The following is an 18462-nucleotide window of genomic DNA, read 5'->3' as shown; positions in this document are numbered from 1 at the left end:
TTCTGCAAAAATCTACTCGCGAGTAGATTGCATTCTTGCCGGTAGTGCGTCAATCAAAAGCGGTGAACGAACCGCCTGCCCAAAATACCAAGTCGCCCTTCCCCGACGCTGCCCAGCGCAAGGCTGCACGCGAAGCCAAGCGCGAAGCGGTGCTGCTGGCGGCGGTGCGGATGTTCAACGAACGCGGCTTCCACGCAACGTCGCTCGATGATGTCGCGTTGAGCCTCGGCGTATCCAAGCCTACGATCTACCACTACCTCGGCAACAAGGATCAGGTGCTGCTCGAATGCGTGTCGATCGGCCTTGCCCAGTTGCAGCAGGCGGTCGAGGAAGCGCGCGCCCGCCCCGGCGCCGGGATCGACCGGCTGCGCTATTTCCTTGAACGCTATGCCCAGGTGAACATGGACGATTTCGGTCGCTGCGTGATCCGCACGGGCGAGGAACTGCTTGTCCCTGCCAGCGCCGCCAGCTTCCGCGCCAAGAAGCGCGAGATCGACGATGCCCTGCGCAGCCTGATCGACGAAGGCGTGGCGGACGGCACCATCACCGCCCCCGATCCACGCCTGCTGGCCTTCACGCTGGCCGGCGCGCTCAACTGGCCGGCGCGCTGGTTCGATCCGGCCGGGCCGATGACCCGCGAAGAAGCCGCGCACGGCATGGTAGACGTCCTCCTGCACGGATTCGCCCCGCGCTCCTGACCCGTGCTAAGCGCCGGGAATGACGAACCTTTCCTGTCCCAAGCTGTCCTGCCACTGTGGCTCCATCGCGATCACCATCGACACCCGCCCCGACTTCATCTTCGCCTGCAACTGCTCGCTCTGCCGCAAGACCGGCGCACGTTGGGGCTACTTCGCGCCGCAACAGGTGCAGGTCACGGGCGAACCCACGCGCTACCGCCGCACAGACAAGCCCGATCCCTCCGCTGATATCGCCTTCTGCCCAACCTGCGGCGCAACCACGCACTTCACCCTCACCGAAAGCGCCGTCGCCGCCCACGGCAACACGATGATGGGCATTAACATGGCGCTGCTTGCCGAAAGCGACCTCGCCGGCATCGAAATGCGCTATCCCGATGGCGCCAACTGGGACGGCACCAGCCCCTTCACCTACGTCCGCGAACCGCGCCTGCTCGGCTGAGCCCGCCTTGCCGAATGGGCGGGACCTGCGCATAGTCCCGCCCCATGAACCCGGTCCGCACGTTCCTGGCTGCCGCGCTTGCATTGGCGCTCGCCCCTTCCGCGCAGGCGCGCGCGCCGCTCGATTGCCCGTTGCGCGACGCGCCGTTCTCGGCCGCATCGCCGCTGGTCGATATCCTGCTCAGCAAGCCTGCCACAGCGGCCTTCGAACAGGCGGCGCCGGGCATGCTCGCCAAACTGCCGCCGCTGATGACGGGGACCGCCGCTCCCACCTTCGGCGCGATCGTGACCCCGCGTGAAGCGCTGATGTTCGTCGGCGCCGATACCGCATCGGTTGACCGGGTCGACGTCGCGCTGCGCAAGGTGGCTGTAACGCCCGCGGACCGCACCGCGCGCTGCGCCCGCTACGACGCTGAACGCACCCCCTACCGCCTTGCCCCCGGCAAGCCCGCGATCCTCCTCTTCGAAAAGATGACCGGCTTTCGCGACACGCCCAGCGTGCTCGCCGCCCACGCCATGGTCGTCGATCTGGCGAAGGCACGGGGCTGGCAAGTCGTCTCAACCGACCGCGCCGGACTGATCAACGCCGCCGATCTTCGCCGCTTCCGCGCGGTCGTGTGGAACAACATCAGCGGAGATGTGCTGACGCTGACCCAGCGCCGGGCCTTTCGCAGCTGGGTCGAAAACGGCGGCGGCTATGTCGGGATGCACGGCTCGTCGGGCGATCCGGTCAGCTTCTGGCCGTGGTATGCCGATACCCTGATCGGCGCGCGCTTCGCCGGCCATCCGATGAACCCCCAGTTCCAGCAGGCCCGCGTGCTGGTCGATAATCCCCGCTCGCCGATGGCCAAGGGCCTGCCGGCTTCATGGTCGATGACCGATGAATGGTACAGCTTCGTTGCCAGCCCGCGCGCCGTGCCGGGCACGCATGTGGTCCTCGCGCTGGACGAAGCGAGCTATGCGCCCGGGACCGGCTTCGGCCGCGATCTGCGCATGGGCGATCACCCGATCGCCTGGACCCGCGCCGTGGGCAAGGGGCGCATGGCCTATTCCGCGATCGGCCATCGGCCGGAAGTCTATGCCGATCCCAACAACCGCCGCCTGATCGAAAACGCGCTGGCTTGGACGATGCAGCTCAAGGACGGAGAGGCCGCAAACTGACCCGCGCCAATCGCGCGGGGGGTCAGCGCAGCTCCAGCGGAACTTCGGCCAGCACGTTGGCATCGGCGGCGATCTGGCCCAGCCACACGGCCAGCGCCTCCCAGTTGCGCATGCCGATCTTGGACACGATCGTGCCCTGCGTCATCGCCCAGCTCTTGCGCGCGGCCTTGATCCGCGCCGTACCCGCCTCGGTCAGGGTGGCCACGCGGCTGCGCGCCGGGCCATCCGCCACCGCCACCAGCCCGTCGCGCTCCAGCGGCACCAGCGCCCGGGTCAGCGAACTGCGATCGAGCAGCTCCCGCTCGGCAAGGCGCGCCAGCGGCAGCTCGCCCGCCCGCGCCAGCGTGTCGAGCAGGCTGTACTGCGCAAGGCTCAGGCCATGGGGCGCCAGCGCGCTTTCGTAAAAGCGGGTCAGCGCGCGATTGGCCTTGCGGACCGTCGTCGCGACGCAGGGCTGCTTGGTCGATCCGGTGCGTTGCATACGCAAGTTGTATCGCTAATCTCTGCGCAGAACAAGTACGTGACTGTCCTACACCGCCCCGGCTCGCTAAACCCAAGCGATGATCGCCCGTCAACCTTCCGTAAACCACGCAATTCCGCGCCTTTGCGCGATTGGCCCGCTCCGCGCACAGCCGCGTGGCTTTCGTTCAGGCGGCATCTGCGAGTTTTGCTTTAGAAGTCTGTCAACTTTGTCAACTTGCGCGATTTAGCAACGCCGTTCTGAGGCACGAACAGACCACTTCCCCGCGCTGGTTGATCAGCTCGTGGCGGAAGGTCACGATCCCCGCCTGGGGCCGCGATTTCGATTCCTTCAGCTCCACCACCTCGCTCGTCGCCCGCATCGTGTCGCCGATGAACACGGGCTTGGGCATCACCAGCTTGTCGTAGCCAAGGTTCGCCACCAGCGTCCCCAGCGTGGTGTCCCCCACCGACAGCCCCACCATCAGCGCGAAGGTGAATGTGCCGTTGACAAGGATCTGCCCGAACTCGCTGGCCTTGGCCGCCTCGGCATCGATGTGCAGCGGCTGCGGATTGTGGGTCATCGTCGAAAACAGCAGGTTGTCGGTCTCGGTCACGGTGCGCCGGATCTCGTGCTCGATCCGGTCGCCCACCTGCCATTCATCGAAGTAACGCCCTGCCATCAGCTAAACTCCCGTTCCGGCCCCCGACCCCGCCCACCCTGAGCTTGTCGAAGGGCCGCTCTTTCCTTTGACGCAAACGCTGAACCCGGAGAACAAAAGCAGTGCTTCGACAAGCTCAGCATGGACGGAGTTGCCGACAGCCCGCTCGCTATTCCGCCTTCTCCACTTGCGCCAGCAGCGCTTCGACCTGCACTTGCGCCCCTGCCTCCACGGTCAGGCCGGTGACCGTCCCGTCGAACGGCGCGGTCAGCGCGTGCTCCATCTTCATCGCTTCCAATACCAGCAGCTTCTGCCCCTTGGTCACCCGTTCGCCGTCGGCAACGTCGACCGAGATCACCCGCCCCGGCATCGGCGCACGGATCGCACCGTCGCTGGCAAGACCCCCTGCCCCGCCCTCGGTCCGCGCAAGCCGCAGCACGAAGCGCTCGCCGCCTTCGTCCACGCCGGTTTCCGCCTCGGCGGGCCAGCCGTCGAACACCGGCCCATCCGGCAGGGCGGCTTCGAAGCGGCGGCCGAACTGGTCGGCCAGCCGCACATCGCGCCTGGCCGGAGCGTTCAGGCGCAGGCCCGACTGGCTGCTCCACGGCGTATCGCCCGGCGTCCCCGCCAGCCGCGTCGCGGCCAGCGCCAGCGCCTCGGGCGAAGGTTCGGGCCGCACCGCCAGCGTTTCCAGGTTGCGCTCGATCAGCCCGGTATCGACCACGCCCGCCTCGAACGCGGCGTGGCCCAGCAGGCGCCACAGGAACCCGGCATTGGTCACCAGCGGGCCGACCATGCCTTCGTCCAGAGTCTGGCGCAGGCCCTTGATCGCTTCGGACCGGGTGGGGCGATGAACGATCAGCTTGGCGATCATCGGATCGTAGAACGGCGAGATCTCGGCCCCCGCCTCCACCCCGGTGTCGATCCGGGCGAGGATCGTGGGGTACCGGAAGTCATCGACCCGCCCGATGCTCGGCAGGAAACCCTTGGTCGGGTCCTCGGCATAGAGCCGCGCTTCCATGGCCCAGCCGTTGATGCGCAGCTCACCCTGCTTCTTGGGCAGCGGCTCGCCACTCGCCACGCGCAGCTGCCATTCGACCAGATCGACGCCGGTGATCGCTTCGGTGACGGGGTGTTCCACCTGCAGGCGGGTGTTCATTTCCATGAACCACACCCGGTCCGCCCGCAGCCCTTCGGAACCGTCGGCAATGAATTCGATCGTGCCGGCGCCCTCGTAATCCACCGCCTTGGCCGCACGGACGGCGGCGGCGCAGACGGCTTCGCGCGTCGCTTCGTCCATGCCCGGCGCGGGGGCTTCCTCGATCACCTTCTGGTGGCGGCGCTGGAGCGAACAGTCGCGCTCGAACAGGTGCACCACGTTGCCATGGGCATCGCCAAACACCTGCACTTCGATGTGGCGGGGGCTGAGGATGTACTTTTCGATCAGCACGCGATCATCGCCGAACGAGGACGCCGCCTCGCGCCGGCAGGACGCCAGCGCCTCGGCAAATTCGGCGCTCGCATCGACCCGGCGCATGCCCTTGCCGCCACCGCCGGCCACCGCCTTGATCAGCACCGGATAGCCGATGGCATCGGCCTCCGCATGCAGCCGCTCAAGGCTCTGGTCCTCGCCGAGGTAGCCCGGCGTCACCGGCACGCCCGCCGCGATCATCCGCGCCTTGGCCGCATCCTTGAGGCCCATCGCCGTGATCGAGGCCGGCTTCGGCCCCACCCAGACGAGCCCCGCATCGAGCACGGCCTGCGCGAACGCGGCGTTCTCGGACAGGAAGCCGTAGCCCGGATGGATGGCTTCTGCCCCGGTCGCGAGCGCAGCAGCGATGATCTTCTCGCCCACCAGATAGCTTTCACGCGCCGGCGCGGGGCCGATGCGCACCGCCTCGTCGGCGCTGCGGACATGCAGCGCGTTCACGTCGGCATCGGAATAGACCGCCACGGTACGGATCCCGAGCGCGCGCGCCGTGCGGATGACGCGACAGGCGATCTCGCCCCGGTTGGCGATGAGGAGGGACTGGATCATGGGCGACTTCCTAGATCCTTCCCGAGCTTGCTCGGGGAGGGGGACCATGCGAAGCATGGTGGAGGGGTATTCGAATGCTGCGCGACACTTCGCCCGATCCGCGAACCGGAACGATCAAGAGGGCGAGACGCCAGCGGCGCCAGATGTCGCTGCCGGAAGTTCTGCTCTGGCGAGAGCTGAAGGCGCGTCCCGATGGCATCAAGTTCCGACGCCAGCACCCGAGCGGCCCGTATATCCTCGATTTCTACTGCAGCGACGCGAGGCTGGCGATCGAGGTGGACGGGCGATCGCACGATATGGGCCAACGTCCGCAGCGCGATACGTTGCGCGACGCCTTCTTTGCGGGCGAAGGCATCGCGACACTGCGAATTGCGGCTGCGGAAATCCTCGACGACGCGAAGCGGGCTGCGGAGGCAATTGTCAGAGCTGCGCGCGGTCGGCTGCCCCTCCACCACCCGGCTGCGCCGGGCGGTCCCCCTCCCCGAGACAAGCTCGGGGAGGAACTCGCTTAGCCCCCTCACATCCGGAACACCCCGAAGCGGGGTGCCTCCGGAATGGGGGCCTGGAGGCAGGCTTCGAGGGCGAGGCCGACGACGTCGCGGGTCTGGGCGGGGTCGATCACGCCGTCGTCCCAGCCCCGCGCCGTGGCGTAGTAGGGGTTGCCTTCGTCTTCGTACTTCTGGCGGATCGGGGCCTTGAAGGCTTCGGCTTCCTCCGGCGTCCACTTGTCCGCATCGCGGTGGACGGTGGCGAGCACGCTGGCGGCCTGTTCGCCGCCCATCACGCTGATCCGCGCATTGGGCCAAGTGAACAGGAAGCGCGGGGAATAGGCGCGGCCGCACATGCCGTAGTTGCCCGCGCCGAAGCTGCCACCGATCAGCACGGTTATCTTGGGCACCTGCGCCGTGGCGACTGCCGTGACCAGCTTGGCGCCGTGCTTGGCGATGCCTTCGGCTTCGTACTTGCCGCCGACCATGAAGCCGGAAATGTTCTGCAGGAACAGCAGCGGAATGCCGCGCTGGCAGGCGAGTTCGATGAAGTGCGCGCCCTTCTGCGCGCTTTCCGAAAACAGCACGCCGTTGTTGGCCAGGATCGCCACCGGCATGCCCCAGATATGGGCGAAGCCGCAGACCAGCGTGGCACCGTAGAGCGCCTTGAATTCGTGGAATTCGGACCCGTCGACGATCCGCGCGATGACTTCGTGCACGTCGTAGGGCGCACGCACGTCTTCGGGGATGATGGCGTAAAGGTCTTGCGGATCGTATTTCGGCAGTCTTGGCTCCCTCCTCCCGTTCGCATCGAGCGAAGTCGAGATGCCGCGCGCCTGTGTCTCGACTACGCTCGACACGAACGGACTTTGGAGATGGGACACAATATCCCTGACAATCGTCAGCGCATGTTCGTCGTTGTCGGCAAGGTGATCGACCACGCCGGACTTGCGTGCATGGAGATCGCCGCCGCCGAGGTCTTCGGCGGTGATTTCCTCGCCCGTTGCCGCCTTCACCAGCGGGGGGCCGGCGAGGAAGATCGTGCCCTGGCCCTTCACGATCACGGTTTCATCGCTCATCGCCGGGACATAGGCGCCGCCGGCAGTGCAGCTGCCCATCACGCTGGCGATCTGCGGGATGCCGCGCGCGCTCATGTTCGCCTGGTTGAAGAAGAAGCGGCCGAAGTGGTCGCGGTCAGGGAATACTTCGGCCTGATTGGGCAGGTTCGCCCCGCCGCTGTCGACAAGGTAGATGCACGGCAGGTGGTTTTCCTGCGCGATCTCCTGCGCGCGCAGGTGCTTCTTCACCGTCATCGGGAAGTAGGTGCCGCCCTTCACCGTCGCGTCATTGGCGAAGATCATGCACTGCCGGCCCGAGACGCGCCCGACGCCGGTGATGATGCCCGCGCCGGGCACCTCGTCGCCGTACATGCCGTTTGCGGCGAGCTGGCCCACTTCGAGGAACGGCGAGCCGGGATCGAGCAGGCGCTCGACGCGGTCGCGCGGCAGCAGCTTGCCACGGCTGACGTGGCGGTCCCGGCTGCGCGCATCGCCGCCGAGCGCGGCCTGCGCGACGCGGGCGCGCAAGTCATCGACCAGCGCCCGGTTGTGCGCGATCCGGGCCTGCGCCTGTGGGCTCGAGAGGTCGAGGTTGGTAGGAAGGACGGGCGCGCTCATCGGCGGAGCTCCGAGGCGAAGGCTGGATCAATCACGCGGCAGCTCCCGGATTTCGACAGTGCCGCCCGTTTCGTAAACGGGGTTGCCGGCAAGGAAGGTCTCGGCCTCGGCAAGGCTTTCCGCGCGAATGCGGATAAAGCCGGTCAGCGGCAAAGGTGCCTCGGCGTTGCCGCCTGTCTTGCGGTAGCGTCGGCCCGCGCCGATCGCGCTGCCACCGTCGAAGCGGCCCGACTGGCCGAGGCGTGAGAAGTACTCTGCCCAAGCCGCGCCGGTTTCGGCGCCGCCATCATCGTGCATCAGCAGGATGTAGTCGTTCACGAACCCGCTCCGATCAGTTCGCGCCCGATCAGCATGCGGCGGATTTCGTTGGTGCCGGCGCCGATATCGAGCAGCTTGGCATCGCGCAGATAGCGTTCGACCGGCCAGTCCTTGGTGTAACCGGCACCTCCCAGCGCCTGCACCGCTTCGCCCGCGACGCGGAAGGCGCTTTCGCTGGCGAGCAGGATCGCGCCCGCCGCGTCGAAGCGCGTGGTCTGCCCCGCATCGCAGGCGCGGGCCACGGTGTAGACATAGGCGCGCGCCGATTGCAGCGCGACGTACATGTCGGCAACCTTCGCCTGCATCAGCTGGAACGCGCCGATCGGCTTGCCGAACTGCTTGCGTTCGCGGACGTAGGGAATGACCGTGTCGAGGCAGGCCTGCATGATGCCGATCTGCATGCCGGCGAGGACGACGCGTTCGTAGTCGAGGCCACTCATCAGCACGCCGACGCCGCCGTGGAGCGGGCCCATGACGTTCTCTTCCGGCACGAAGCAGTCTTCGAACACCAGTTCGCAAGTGGGCGAACCCCGCAGGCCCATCTTGTCGATCTTCTGCCCGATCGAGAAACCGGGCATGTCCTTTTCGATCAGGAACGCGGTGATGCCACGGCTGCCGGCTTCCGGCGCGGTCTTGGCGTAGACCACCAGCGTATCGGCGTAGGTGCCGTTGGTGATCCAGAACTTGGTGCCGTTGAGGCGGAAACCGCCCGCGACCGGGTCAGCGCGCAGCTTCATCGAGACGACGTCAGACCCGGCACCCGTTTCGGACATGGCAAGGCTGCCGACATGTTCGCCCGAAACGAGCTTTGGCAGGTACTTCGCTTTCTGGTCCGGATTGCCCCAGCGGCGGATCTGGTTGACGCAGAGGTTGGAGTGCGCGCCGTAGCTGAGGCCCACCGAGCCACTGGCGCGGCTGACTTCCTCCACCGCGATGACGTGGTCGAGATAGCCGAGGCCGAGCCCGCCCCATTCCTCTTCTACGGTCACGCCGTGCAGGCCCAAGGCGCCCATCGGTTCCCACAATTCGCGAGGGAAGCGGTCGTTGCGGTCGATCTCGGCAGCAAGCGGGGCGATCTGTTCGTCGGCGAAGCGGCTGGCGGCTTCGCGGATCATCAGCGCGCTTTCGGTCAGGCCGAAATCGAGATCGGGCGTCGCACGCAAGGCATCCTCCATACTTGTTTGCGCGCGATGCTATCACACCGGTGGGCAATGACCACTTGGCGCAGCTTCATGCAGTGCATAGAAGAATGCTATCATGGACCGCCTTCTGCTCCGCTATTTCCTCGCCGTGGTCGATACCGGATCGTTCAGCCGCGCGGCCGACCTGACCCGCGTTTCGCAGCCGACCGTCTCGGCCGGGATCGCGCGGCTGGAGCGCGATCTGGGCGCGCCGCTGTTCGTGCGCAGCAACCGGCGGGTGGAGCTGACCGAAGCCGGCGCGCGGCTGGTGGAGCCCGCACGGCGGATCGAGGCGGCGTTCCTCGAGGCGCAGGCGGCGCTCGCCGAAACCCATGCGGTCACCACGATCCGGCTGGGGCTCGCATCGACGCTGGCGGCAGGTTTCGTCGAGGCGATCGTCGCCGCCTGCCGCGCGCTGCCGGGCGTGCGGCTGGAGCTGGTGGAGCGGCGCGCGGGCGAGCTTGCCGCGCTGCTCGATCGCGGGCGGGTGGACCTGACGCTGGGCCCGCTGGGAGCGAGCGAGGCGCGGCGCGCGCTGGCGCTGTCCGAGGAGCCGTACCTGCTGGCGCTTTCCGAAACGCATCCGCTGGCGGGCGAGGACACGGTTTCGGCCGATGCGCTGGTCGACGAGCCGATGCTGGTGCGCCGCAGTTGCGAGGCGCTGCCGCTGGTCAGCCAGTTCTTCACCGCGCGCGGCGTGCGCCCGTTCATGGCCGCGCGATCGATGAGCGAGGAGCGCGTGGCGGGCTATGTGCGCGCGGGGCTTGGGCTGACCGTGATGCCGCAAAGCCTTGGCGCGCCGGGCGTGGCGCTGCGCCCGCTGGCGGGCTTCGGCCTGACGCGGACGGTGGGTCTGGTGCTCGAACCCGGCGAGCATGGCCGCGCGGCGCGCAGCGGGGTGGTCGAGGCGATCCGCAGCGTGGCGGACCGCCGGGCAGTCAGCGGCGGCTAAAGTTCGCGACGATGCGCGCGGCGGCTTCGTTCACGTCTTCCCAGGTTTCGGCGAAGGCCTGTTCGTCGCCGTAGTACGGATCGATCACCGCAGTGCCCGCGCGGCCGGGGACCAGGTCCATGAGCAGGCCGACCCGCGCGAGCGGACGGCGTGGTGCGAGCGCCTGCAGATCGCGCAGGTTTTGCGGATCGAGCGCGTAGACGAAATCGAAGGTGCGGAAGTCATCCTCGCGCACCTGGCGCGCGCGGTAGGACGAAATGTCGATGCCGTGGCGCAGCGCTTCGGCCTGGGCGCGCGGATCGGGCGGATTGCCGACGTGCCAGTCCCCGGTGCCGGCCGAATCGATGGTCAGCGCGATGCCCGCCTCCACCGCGCGCGCGCGCAGTGCTGCTTCTGCGAGCGGGGAACGGCAGATGTTGCCGAGGCACACGAACAGGATCCGCGGCTGCATCAGCGGCCGGCCGGGTTCAGGACGTGGCAGAGTTCTCGCTTGTCGTATCGCATGGGATCGCAATTCCTCGCTGGCCTGGCCTGCCAACGCCGATCAGGAACGGATCCTCTCCCTGCCGCGCAGAAAACCTGCTGCGCGACGAAATGTCCAGCCACTTGTTACGTACGAGTACTTGCCCGATGGCGCCGCCGAGCGTTTCGCCGGGGCCGAGCAGAACGAGCCGGTCGGGCGCGAATTCGCGCAGGGCGACGGTGATGGCGGTGGTGAAGTCGTAGGGCTGCAGGATCTGGTGGCCGAAGGTGTAGTCCCACAGCGCGGCAGGGTCGGTCACGGCGCGGCGCCAGATTGCGCCCCGCCCGTCGATCAGGGGGATCTGCGGCTGGCCGAACCAGTCCAGCGGCAGCGAGGCGCGCGCAGCCGCGGCGCTCGGGTGCATCAGCGGGGTGTGGAACGGGCCGTGGCCGGGCAGCCGCATCGGCGGGCGCGACAGCACTGGCAGCGCCGCTTCGAATGCGGCGAGCGCGGCGGACGGTCCGGCGACGACGAGCATGCCGCCAAGGCGGATCGAGGGCAGCACGCCGTGCGCCTGCATCAGCGCTGCGACCTGCGCCTCCAGCGAGGGATCAACGCGCCAATCGTCATCGGCGAGGACCAGCACGCTCTGCCCGCCTTCGTCGTGCGCCTGCGAATTGACGCCCATGGCATCGGCGATGCGGAAACCGGCTTCGGCATCGACCGCACCGGCGCAGGCGAGCGCGGTGTACCAGCCCATCGAATTGCCGGTGACGGCGACCACTTCGAACCGATCACGATCGAGCGCAAGGAAATCGAGGTAGGCGCAGGCGTGGATCAGCGGCGCGGCGACATCGCCCTTCAGGTGCGCGGCGGTGAACTTGGGCGCGGCATCGAGCGCGGTCAGCGCTTGCTTGCCACCCTGTTCGCGGATCGCATCGAAGCGCGCGAGCAGCGGGTGGCCGGCGTGATGACGCGCGAGGTAGCCGAGTTCGGGCGCGTTGTAGGTGCCACGTCCGGGGCAGACGACGACGATGCGTTCCCGCTCAGCCACGGACCATCTCCAGCGCGCGGGCCACGATCATGTCGCGGCTGGGCAAGGTGTGGGTGGCGGCGCGCGCCAGCGGGATGAAGCTGTCGGTCGCGGCAAGGCGGGCGGTCGGCTTGCCGGGCTGGCGTTCGGCGAACAGCGCCATCAGCGCCTCGCTCTGCGATCCGGTGACGCGGCATTCGTCGACGATCAGCACCTTGCAGCAAGGTGCGGTGGCGGCAAGCAGCGCATCCTCCGGCAACGGCGCGAGCCAGCGCAAGTCGATCACCCGCGCGGCGACGCCCTGTTCCGCCAACAGCTTCTGCGCCTGGCGCGAAAGGAACGTGCCGTTGCCATAGGTGACGATGGCGATGTCGGTGCCATCGCCATGAATGCCCGGTTCGCCGATGCGCACGACATGGTCGCCGGGGGCGGGGTAAAGCCCGGTCATCTCGCCATCGCCTTCGGCATGAAGATCGCGCGTCATGTAGAGCGCGATCGGTTCGACGAAGACGACCACGCGCTGTTCCTCGTGCGCCAGCCGCACGCATTCGCGCAGCATCGCCACGGCATCGCGCCCGTTCGACGGCACGGCGAGGATCACGCCCGGAATATCGCGGAAGACGGCGAGGCTGTTGTCGTTGTGGAAGTGCCCCCCGAAGCCCTTCTGGTAGGGCAGCCCGGCAATGCGCAGCACCATCGGATTGGTGAACTGACCATCCGAGAAGAACGACAGCGTGGCCGCCTCGCCCCGGATCTGGTCCTCGGCATTGTGGACATAGGCGAGGAACTGCACTTCGGGCAGCGGCAGCAGATTGTTGTGTGCAGCGCCAATGGCGAGGCCGAGGATCGCCTGTTCATCGAGCAGCGTGTTGATCACGCGGGCCGAACCGAAGCGCTGGTGCAGCTTCTGCGTGCAGGCATAGACGCCGCCCTTGGGCCCCACGTCCTCGCCACAGACGATGGCGTTGGGGTATTGCAGCATCACGTCGGCAAGCCCCCACGAAATGAGCTTGGCCATGTGCTGGGGCTTGGCCATCGCGCTTGCTTCGTCGGCGAAGATCGCGGCGCGCGCCTCTGCCGAAGCGAGCGGGCGATCGCCGCCCTCGCGCCTGGGCGGAATTATGCTGGCCATGACTTCGGCCGCGTCTTTCAGCTTGGGACGGCGGATCGCCTGTTCGACCGCAGAGGCGAGCGAGGCTTCGATGGCGTTGTATTCGGCCGCGATTTCGGCGGCGGTCATCACGCCTTCCTCGATCAGCAGAGCCGCGCTTGCCAGCAGCGGATCGCGCGCTTCGTCGGCGGCGATGTGGTCCTTGCTGAGATAGGCGAGCTGCATGTCGTTGCCGGCATGACCATAGAGCCGCACGGTCTTGAGGTGCAGGAACACCGGTTTGCGTTTGGCCCGCGCAAATTCGATCGCCTCGCGCGCGGCGCGGTGGGCATCGGCAAGGTCGCAACCGTCCGCCGCGATGTAGCGAAGCCCTGCGCGGTTCGACCAGTTGGCCTCGATCCAGCCGGGCGGAGTCCGCGTAGAAATGCCGATGCCGTTGTCTTCGCAGACGAACACGATCGGCATCGGCGTGTTCTGGAACGCAGCCCATGCGGCGGTGTTGAGCGCGCCGACGGCCGTCGAATGGTTGGCGCTGGCATCGCCGAACGAACAGATCACCACACCGTCGCTGGCCAATTCGGTATCGGTCCAGCCCATGCGGCGGGCGATGCCGATGGAGAACGCCGCGCCGACCGCCTTGGGCAAGTGGCTGGCGATGGTGCTGGTCTGCGGCGGGATCATCAGCCGCTTTGATCCCAGCACCTTGTGCCGACCGCCCGAGATCGGATCTTCGGCGCTGGCGGTGAAGGACAGCAGCATGTCCCACGCCGGGGTTTCGCCGGGCACGCGGCTGGCGCGGTGGATCTGGAAGGCGGCATCGCGATAGTGGAGGAAGGCGATGTCATCGACACGCGATGCTTCCGCCAGCACGGCGTTGCCTTCGTGGCCGGAGGATCCGATCGTGTAGAACCCTTCGCCGCGCGCCTGCAGCTTGCGGCTGAGGCGATCGAGCTGGCGGCTGGTCATCTGCGAATGAAGCAGCGCGGGAGCGCGCGTGGGCGACAGGCCGGCCTCGGCAAGGCCAAGGTTGGAGCGGCGGCGAAGCGTGCCGCCCTCAAGCGCGCCGAGGAACTTGAGGTGAACCTGTTCGGCGGCATCCATCAGCGCAATCCGGTTTCATTGGCAATCATGCTGCAATGGCCTAGCCCAGCAGGATCACCGCGTCACCCCCGCGCGTGCATGCCCTTGCGCCGCAAAACCGCCTGCCTGCCAAGCGCCGGATCGTCGGTGAAGAAGCCGTCGATCCCCGCCGCAATCACGCGGTCGATCAGCGCGAGGCAGCCCGCATCGTTGCGGGCGTTTTCCGGCCCGTTGCGCAAGTCCTTGGGCAGGAAGCGGTTCTCCGGACGGAAGGTGTAGCAGCCCGCGAGCAGGCCCGCCTTGTGCGCATCGGCGATAAAGCTGGTGACGGGCGCGCTGGTGCCATCGGTCGCAAGCGGCACGATCCGCGACCATGCGGGTGCCGCCCAATCGGCATAGCCTGCGATGGCGGAAAGGCCGGCGGGCGTTGCCATCTCGCGATACGTCAATGCTTGCCCTTGCGCCAAGGCATCGGCGGGACTTGCGCCATCATCGTCGAACAGCTGCATCAGCTGAACATTGGCCATCGGCCGCAGCGCCTTGCGCAACCGCTTCAGGTTGGAAACTTCGAACGACTGGACGATCAGCGGCACGCGGTGCAGCAGGCCGTGACGGCGCACCGCCGCAAGGAACAGCGCCTCCATGTCGAAGCCCAATGAGGCGAACCAGGTCGAATGCTTGATCTCGGGGATCAGGCCCACCGTCCGCCCCGTGCGCGCGTTCGAAGCCTGGAGGAAGCCGACGATCTGATCCAACGTGGGCACCGGGAACTGGCCGTCGAAGCCTTGGCTGATCGGGCGCACAGCACCGAGCCGTTCGCGCGCGCGCAGTGTCTGGAGTTCGGCCAGGGTGAAATCGGTGGTGAACCAGCCGTCCTGCTTCTGGCCGTCGATCACCCTGGTGGCGCGGCGATCGGCGAATTCGGGGTGGTCGGCAACGTCGGTGGTATCGGCGATGTTGGGTTCGTGCCGGGCAACGAGGTGCCCGTCCTTCGTCGGCACGAGATCGGGTTCGATGAAATCCGCCCCGTCGGCGATGGCGCGTTCATAGGAGGCGAGTGTGTGTTCGGGCCGCAGCGCGCACGCGCCGCGATGGCCGAGCACCAGCGGCGATGCAGGACGCCTAGGCATCGTGCCGCCACGCACAGCCGGCGCCATTGCCAGCGCGGCCGTGCCTGCAAGAACCGTGCGCCTGCTGAACGATGCGTCCATCCTGTCCTCCATCTCTCACGCTGCGGCTAGGCGGGGGACAAGACAACGCCGTGACAGCGTTCAATCGCCATCGCGCGCTGCGTAGCGCCGCGCGATCGTGGCGCAGGCCATCAGCTGGGCCTGGTGAAAGATCATCACCGGCAGGATGGCGGCGCCGGCTACTGCAGGCGGGAAGATGATCTTGGCCATCGGCGCGCCGCTCGCCAGCGATTTCTTGGATCCCACGAACACGACGGCAATCTCTTCCGCGGTGCCGTAACCCAGCAGGCGCGCGATCAGCGTGGTAAGGCCAAGCACCAGCGCCAGCAGCAGCAGACACAGCCCCAGCACCGCCAGCATCTGCAGCGGCGCAACCTTGTGCCACAGCCCTTCGGCCACGGCGGCGGCGAACGAGGAATAGACCGCCAGCACGATCGTGCCGCGATCGGTGAAGGTCAGCAGCTTGCGGTTGCGTTCGGCCCAGGCGCCCAGCCAGGGGCGCAGAAGGTGGCCCAGCACGAAGGGCAGCAGCAGTTCGGTGGCGATCTTGACCACCTGCCCCGCGGAAATTCCGCCCTGCGTGCCGAGCAGCGCGCTCGCCAGGAACGGGGTGACCATCACTCCGAACAGGTTCGAGAACGCCGCCGCGCAGAGCGCCACCGCGACATTGCCGCGGGCGATCGAGGTGAAGGCGATCGAGGACTGCACCGTCGAAGGCAGCGCGCAAAGGTACAGCACACCGGTCCACAGCGCCGGTGGCAGCAAGCCCGGCATCGCGAAGTGGAAGGCGATGCCGAGCAGCGGGAACATCACGAACGTGCAGGCGAGGATCAGCAGGTGGATCTTCCAGTCGGTCGCCGCCGTTACCAGCGTTTCGCGCTTCAGCCGCACGCCGTGGAGAAAGAACAGCAGCGCGATGGCGGCGGTGGCGATGGCATCGACGATCTCGGCCGCCGTGCCGGTCGCGGGGAACAGGCTGGCCAGCGCGACCGTCGCCAGCATGATGAGGATGAAGGGATCGATCTTCACAGCAGGCTCACGATTTCGACCGGAGGGAGAGGAACGGCGCCGGGCTGTTCGCGCCAGTGCCGGGCATTGAGCACGCCGCCATCAGCGCGCAGTTCGGCGACCAGCGCGGGATCGATGCGGGCGTGCACCCAGCCCGCCGCCCCCTCTTCACCCATCGCCAGCACACCATCTTCGGGCATGGCCCAAGCGCCGCCGCGCACCGCATCGGGCGGGCCATAGACCCCTGCCGCTCCGCGGTTGACGTCGACCGCCGGAGACCATGACGCCTCGCCCACGGTGGGCGACTGGACCACGTAGCATTGCCCTTCCAGCGCGCGCGCCTGCGATCCGATCCGAACGCGCCAGTAGCCGTGCAACGAATCGGTGCAGCTTGGCACCAGCAGGACTTCGGCGCCTGCTTCCACTGCTCCACGGGCGAGCAGCGGAAATTCGCTGTCATAGCAGATGGTCACGGCGATGCGGCCCAGCGCGGTATCGAACAGGCGCAAGGTGCTGCCCGGCGCGATGTTCCACTGTTCGCGCTCGAACCGGGTCATCACCAGCTTTTCCTGTTCGCCACGCTTGCCGTTGGGGGCGAACAGGCGGGCGACGTTGCGGAACCGGCCGTCGGCACCACGGCGCGGCGCGCTGGCCGCCAGGATGTGCACGCCATGGCGCGCGGCAAGCTCTGCGTGCAGATCGTCGGCCCTGGGCAGCAGGTCCGAGACGGTCGCGATCGAGCCTTGCAGGTCGCCCATCGTTTTGGGATCGAGCGAGGCAAGCTCCATCGCGCCGTATTCTGGAAAGACCAGCAGGTCCGCGCCGCCCTCGACCGCCAAGGCGACCCAGCGTTCGAGCTTTTCGGCGTAGGCGGCCCAGTCCGCCAGCCGGTCGATCGGATATTGCGCGGCAGCCACCTGCCAGCCGAACGCGCTCATGCGGCCAGACTCATTTGGGCCCCCAGTGGCGCAGCCAGTACTGCATGGGCTTGTCGCCTTCCTGCGCCTCGCCATGTTCCTTCCAGGCGAGATGGGTGACGAGGCCGTCGATCGGCGCATAGCCGCGCCGCGTCCAGAACGCATCGAGCGGCGTATAGCCGGCGGGCCGCGCCGGGTGGTCCGTCGGGCGGATCACGGCGGCGAAGCAGGCCGCCTCAGCCCCGCAGGCGCGGGCCTGCGCCTCGCGCGCATCGAAGAACGCGTGGCCGATGCCAGCACCGCGATATTCGGGCAGAAGCACGCTTTCGCCGAAGTAGAACAGGCGGGCCGTGTCGATCCCGCGCTGTTCGAAGGGAGCGCGGAACTCCGCCTTCTGGTGGCGCATCGGTGCAGCGGTGGCGGCGCCGACGATGCGCGGGCCGTCGAACGCCACGACCAGCACGGCATCCTCCGAAGCGGCATATTCGGCAAGGTAAGCGCGCTCGTAGGCTTCGTCGCCATCGTAGAGGTAGGGATAGGCGGCGAAGACCGCGATGCGCAGGGCGGCAAGATCGCCCAGCGCGGCGTGCACCTCGGCGCCGGTCAGCGGCCGAACCGCGATGGTCATGCGCCGATGACCTGCGCTTCCCAGTCGGCAAGGTTGTAGTACATCGTCAGCCGCGTGATCCGGCCCTGCTCGATCGCGAGGAAGGCGCCGGCGGGAAGCACGTAGGTCTGTCCATTGGCTTCGGGCAGGCCCTCGTCGGTCGCCAAATATTCGCCGTGGACGACGAATTCGGCGGCGGCGCGGGTGCCGTCGTCGTTGGCCATCAGCACGATGTCGGACAGCTGCTCGGCATAGCAGCGTTCCATGTGGGCGAGGAATTCGCCAAAGGCCGCCTTGCCGACGACGCGCTTGCCCTGGTTGATGTCGTGCGCGACGTCATCGGCAAGGCAGTCGAGCATGCCCTGCCAGTCGCGCGCGTTGAACGCGGCGTAGTAGCGGGTCAGCAGCTCGATCGTCTGGGCGCGGGCCATGGGCGGATCTCCTTCGAGAGCGCCCTTAGCCGCTGGGGCGAAGCGCTGCCAGTGGGGCAGCGCGCCCTAATTCTTAGCTGTCGGCGATCATCGCGGTGAAGCTGCACTCGGTCGCGATCTTGTCGCCGAGCATGGCGCGCCCGGCGAACTTGCAGACGCGCGCACGCTTCTGGGTGAATTCGACGTGGAGATCGAGCAGGCAGCCAGGCTCCACCGGCGTGCGGAACTTCGCTTCCTCGATCGCCATGAAGTAAACGAGCTTGCCCGAGCCGGCGAGGCCCAGCGTCTCGACCGCGAGGACGCCGGCGGCTTGGGCCAGCGCCTCGATCTGCAAGACGCCCGGCATGATCGGGCGACCGGGGAAATGACCCTGGAAGAACTGTTCGTTCATCGACACCGCCTTGATCGCGTGGATTCGCTCCCCCACGATCAGTTCGGCGACGCGATCGACCAGCAGCAGCGGATAGCGATGCGGAAGCGCTGCCATCACGCCCTTGATGTCGTAGGAAAGCGGCGCGGGCGCGCTCTCGACGGTTTCTTCGGTCATTCCC

Annotated in this window: 20 protein-coding genes; 5 read left to right on the top strand and 15 right to left on the bottom strand. The window is 67.5% G+C overall.

The window, feature by feature from the left end; genetic code table 11:
• Nucleotides 1–62 precede the first annotated feature (62 nt).
• From HHL27_RS01835 to HHL27_RS01825, 3 genes are read left to right on the top strand one after another with little or no spacing between them, the layout of a single operon-like run.
• Nucleotides 63–698, top strand: coding sequence for a TetR/AcrR family transcriptional regulator (locus HHL27_RS01835; protein ID WP_338114799.1), 636 nt, complete (start codon nt 63–65; stop codon nt 696–698).
• 19 nt (nt 699–717) lie between these two features.
• Nucleotides 718–1137: a GFA family protein gene (locus tag HHL27_RS01830; protein WP_169491655.1), complete on the top strand. Its 420-nt coding sequence runs from the start codon at nt 718–720 to the stop codon at nt 1135–1137.
• 44 nt (nt 1138–1181) lie between these two features.
• Nucleotides 1182–2297: a ThuA domain-containing protein gene (locus HHL27_RS01825; protein ID WP_169491654.1), complete on the top strand. Its 1116-nt coding sequence runs from the start codon at nt 1182–1184 to the stop codon at nt 2295–2297.
• Between the two features lie 22 nt (nt 2298–2319).
• Here HHL27_RS01825 and HHL27_RS01820 read toward each other — a convergent pair whose 3' ends face one another.
• The 3 genes from HHL27_RS01820 to HHL27_RS01810 form a co-directional block, all read right to left on the bottom strand.
• Entirely contained in the window at nt 2320–2778 is a 459-nt protein-coding gene (locus tag HHL27_RS01820; RefSeq protein WP_240959315.1) for a MarR family winged helix-turn-helix transcriptional regulator, read from the bottom strand.
• A gap of 211 nt (nt 2779–2989) precedes the next feature.
• Nucleotides 2990–3439 (bottom strand): MaoC family dehydratase, encoded by a 450-nt coding sequence (locus HHL27_RS01815; protein ID WP_169491652.1) that lies wholly within the window; start codon nt 3437–3439, stop codon nt 2990–2992.
• A 148-nt stretch (nt 3440–3587) separates the two neighbouring features.
• Nucleotides 3588–5456: an acetyl/propionyl/methylcrotonyl-CoA carboxylase subunit alpha gene (locus HHL27_RS01810; RefSeq protein ID WP_169491651.1), complete on the bottom strand. Its 1869-nt coding sequence runs from the start codon at nt 5454–5456 to the stop codon at nt 3588–3590.
• A gap of 74 nt (nt 5457–5530) precedes the next feature.
• Here HHL27_RS01810 and HHL27_RS01805 point away from each other — a divergent pair, with 74 nt between their 5' ends.
• A complete protein-coding gene (locus HHL27_RS01805; RefSeq protein ID WP_169491650.1) occupies nt 5531–5968 on the top strand; it encodes an endonuclease domain-containing protein in 438 nt (145 codons plus the stop codon).
• A 5-nt stretch (nt 5969–5973) separates the two neighbouring features.
• On the opposite strand, the gene HHL27_RS01800 is transcribed toward HHL27_RS01805, so the two are convergent.
• Genes HHL27_RS01800 through HHL27_RS01790 form a run of 3 tightly spaced genes read right to left on the bottom strand, consistent with a single transcriptional unit; the run spans nt 5974 to nt 9101 of the window.
• Nucleotides 5974–7620 (bottom strand): carboxyl transferase domain-containing protein, encoded by a 1647-nt coding sequence (locus HHL27_RS01800; protein WP_169491649.1) that lies wholly within the window; start codon nt 7618–7620, stop codon nt 5974–5976.
• A 27-nt stretch (nt 7621–7647) separates the two neighbouring features.
• Entirely contained in the window at nt 7648–7938 is a 291-nt protein-coding gene (locus tag HHL27_RS01795; RefSeq protein ID WP_169491648.1) for a YciI family protein, read from the bottom strand.
• Nucleotides 7935–9101 carry an isovaleryl-CoA dehydrogenase gene (locus HHL27_RS01790; RefSeq protein ID WP_169491647.1) on the bottom strand — a complete coding sequence of 389 codons (1167 nt, stop codon included), beginning with the start codon at nt 9099–9101 and terminating at the stop codon, nt 7935–7937. The genes HHL27_RS01795 and HHL27_RS01790 overlap by 4 nt, the downstream gene beginning before the upstream one ends.
• Before the next feature lie 94 nt (nt 9102–9195).
• Between HHL27_RS01790 and HHL27_RS01785 the strand changes: the two genes are divergently transcribed.
• A complete protein-coding gene (locus tag HHL27_RS01785; protein WP_169491646.1) occupies nt 9196–10071 on the top strand; it encodes a LysR family transcriptional regulator in 876 nt (291 codons plus the stop codon).
• Here HHL27_RS01785 and HHL27_RS01780 read toward each other — a convergent pair.
• From HHL27_RS01780 to fabZ, 9 genes are all read right to left on the bottom strand, one after another.
• Nucleotides 10058–10522, bottom strand: coding sequence for a low molecular weight protein-tyrosine-phosphatase (locus tag HHL27_RS01780; RefSeq protein WP_169491645.1), 465 nt, complete (start codon nt 10520–10522; stop codon nt 10058–10060). The genes HHL27_RS01785 and HHL27_RS01780 overlap by 14 nt on opposite strands.
• A gap of 16 nt (nt 10523–10538) precedes the next feature.
• A complete protein-coding gene (locus tag HHL27_RS01775) occupies nt 10539–11588 on the bottom strand; it encodes an ACP S-malonyltransferase (RefSeq protein ID WP_169491644.1) in 1050 nt (349 codons plus the stop codon).
• Nucleotides 11581–13779, bottom strand: a complete 2199-nt coding sequence (locus HHL27_RS01770; protein ID WP_169491643.1) for a dehydrogenase E1 component subunit alpha/beta — start codon at nt 13777–13779, stop codon at nt 11581–11583. Before HHL27_RS01770 ends, HHL27_RS01775 begins: the two co-directional genes overlap by 8 nt.
• A gap of 62 nt (nt 13780–13841) precedes the next feature.
• Nucleotides 13842–14969, bottom strand: a complete 1128-nt coding sequence (locus HHL27_RS01765; RefSeq protein WP_169491642.1) for a glycerophosphodiester phosphodiesterase family protein — start codon at nt 14967–14969, stop codon at nt 13842–13844.
• 60 nt (nt 14970–15029) lie between these two features.
• Nucleotides 15030–15977: a bile acid:sodium symporter gene (locus HHL27_RS01760; protein ID WP_169491641.1), complete on the bottom strand. Its 948-nt coding sequence runs from the start codon at nt 15975–15977 to the stop codon at nt 15030–15032.
• On the bottom strand, nt 15974–16894 hold the full coding sequence (locus HHL27_RS01755) for a carbon-nitrogen hydrolase family protein (protein WP_169491640.1): 921 nt from the start codon (nt 16892–16894) through the stop codon (nt 15974–15976). The genes HHL27_RS01760 and HHL27_RS01755 overlap by 4 nt, the downstream gene beginning before the upstream one ends.
• A 10-nt stretch (nt 16895–16904) precedes the next feature.
• The gene (locus HHL27_RS01750; protein ID WP_169491639.1) at nt 16905–17501 is read right to left on the bottom strand and encodes a GNAT family N-acetyltransferase; all 597 of its coding nucleotides are present in this window, start codon (nt 17499–17501) and stop codon (nt 16905–16907) included.
• Nucleotides 17498–17911, bottom strand: coding sequence for a ketosteroid isomerase-related protein (locus HHL27_RS01745; protein ID WP_169491638.1), 414 nt, complete (start codon nt 17909–17911; stop codon nt 17498–17500). The genes HHL27_RS01750 and HHL27_RS01745 overlap by 4 nt, the downstream gene beginning before the upstream one ends.
• Before the next feature lie 73 nt (nt 17912–17984).
• Nucleotides 17985–18458 (bottom strand): 3-hydroxyacyl-ACP dehydratase FabZ, encoded by a 474-nt coding sequence (gene fabZ, locus HHL27_RS01740; protein WP_169491637.1) that lies wholly within the window; start codon nt 18456–18458, stop codon nt 17985–17987.
• Nucleotides 18459–18462 lie beyond the last annotated feature (4 nt).

Source organism: Novosphingobium olei (assembly GCF_012927405.1).
Taxonomy (GTDB): Bacteria; Pseudomonadota; Alphaproteobacteria; order Sphingomonadales; family Sphingomonadaceae; genus Novosphingobium; species Novosphingobium olei.
Note: the sequence above shows the minus strand (reverse complement) of the source record. Positions and strands in the feature narration are given on the sequence as shown.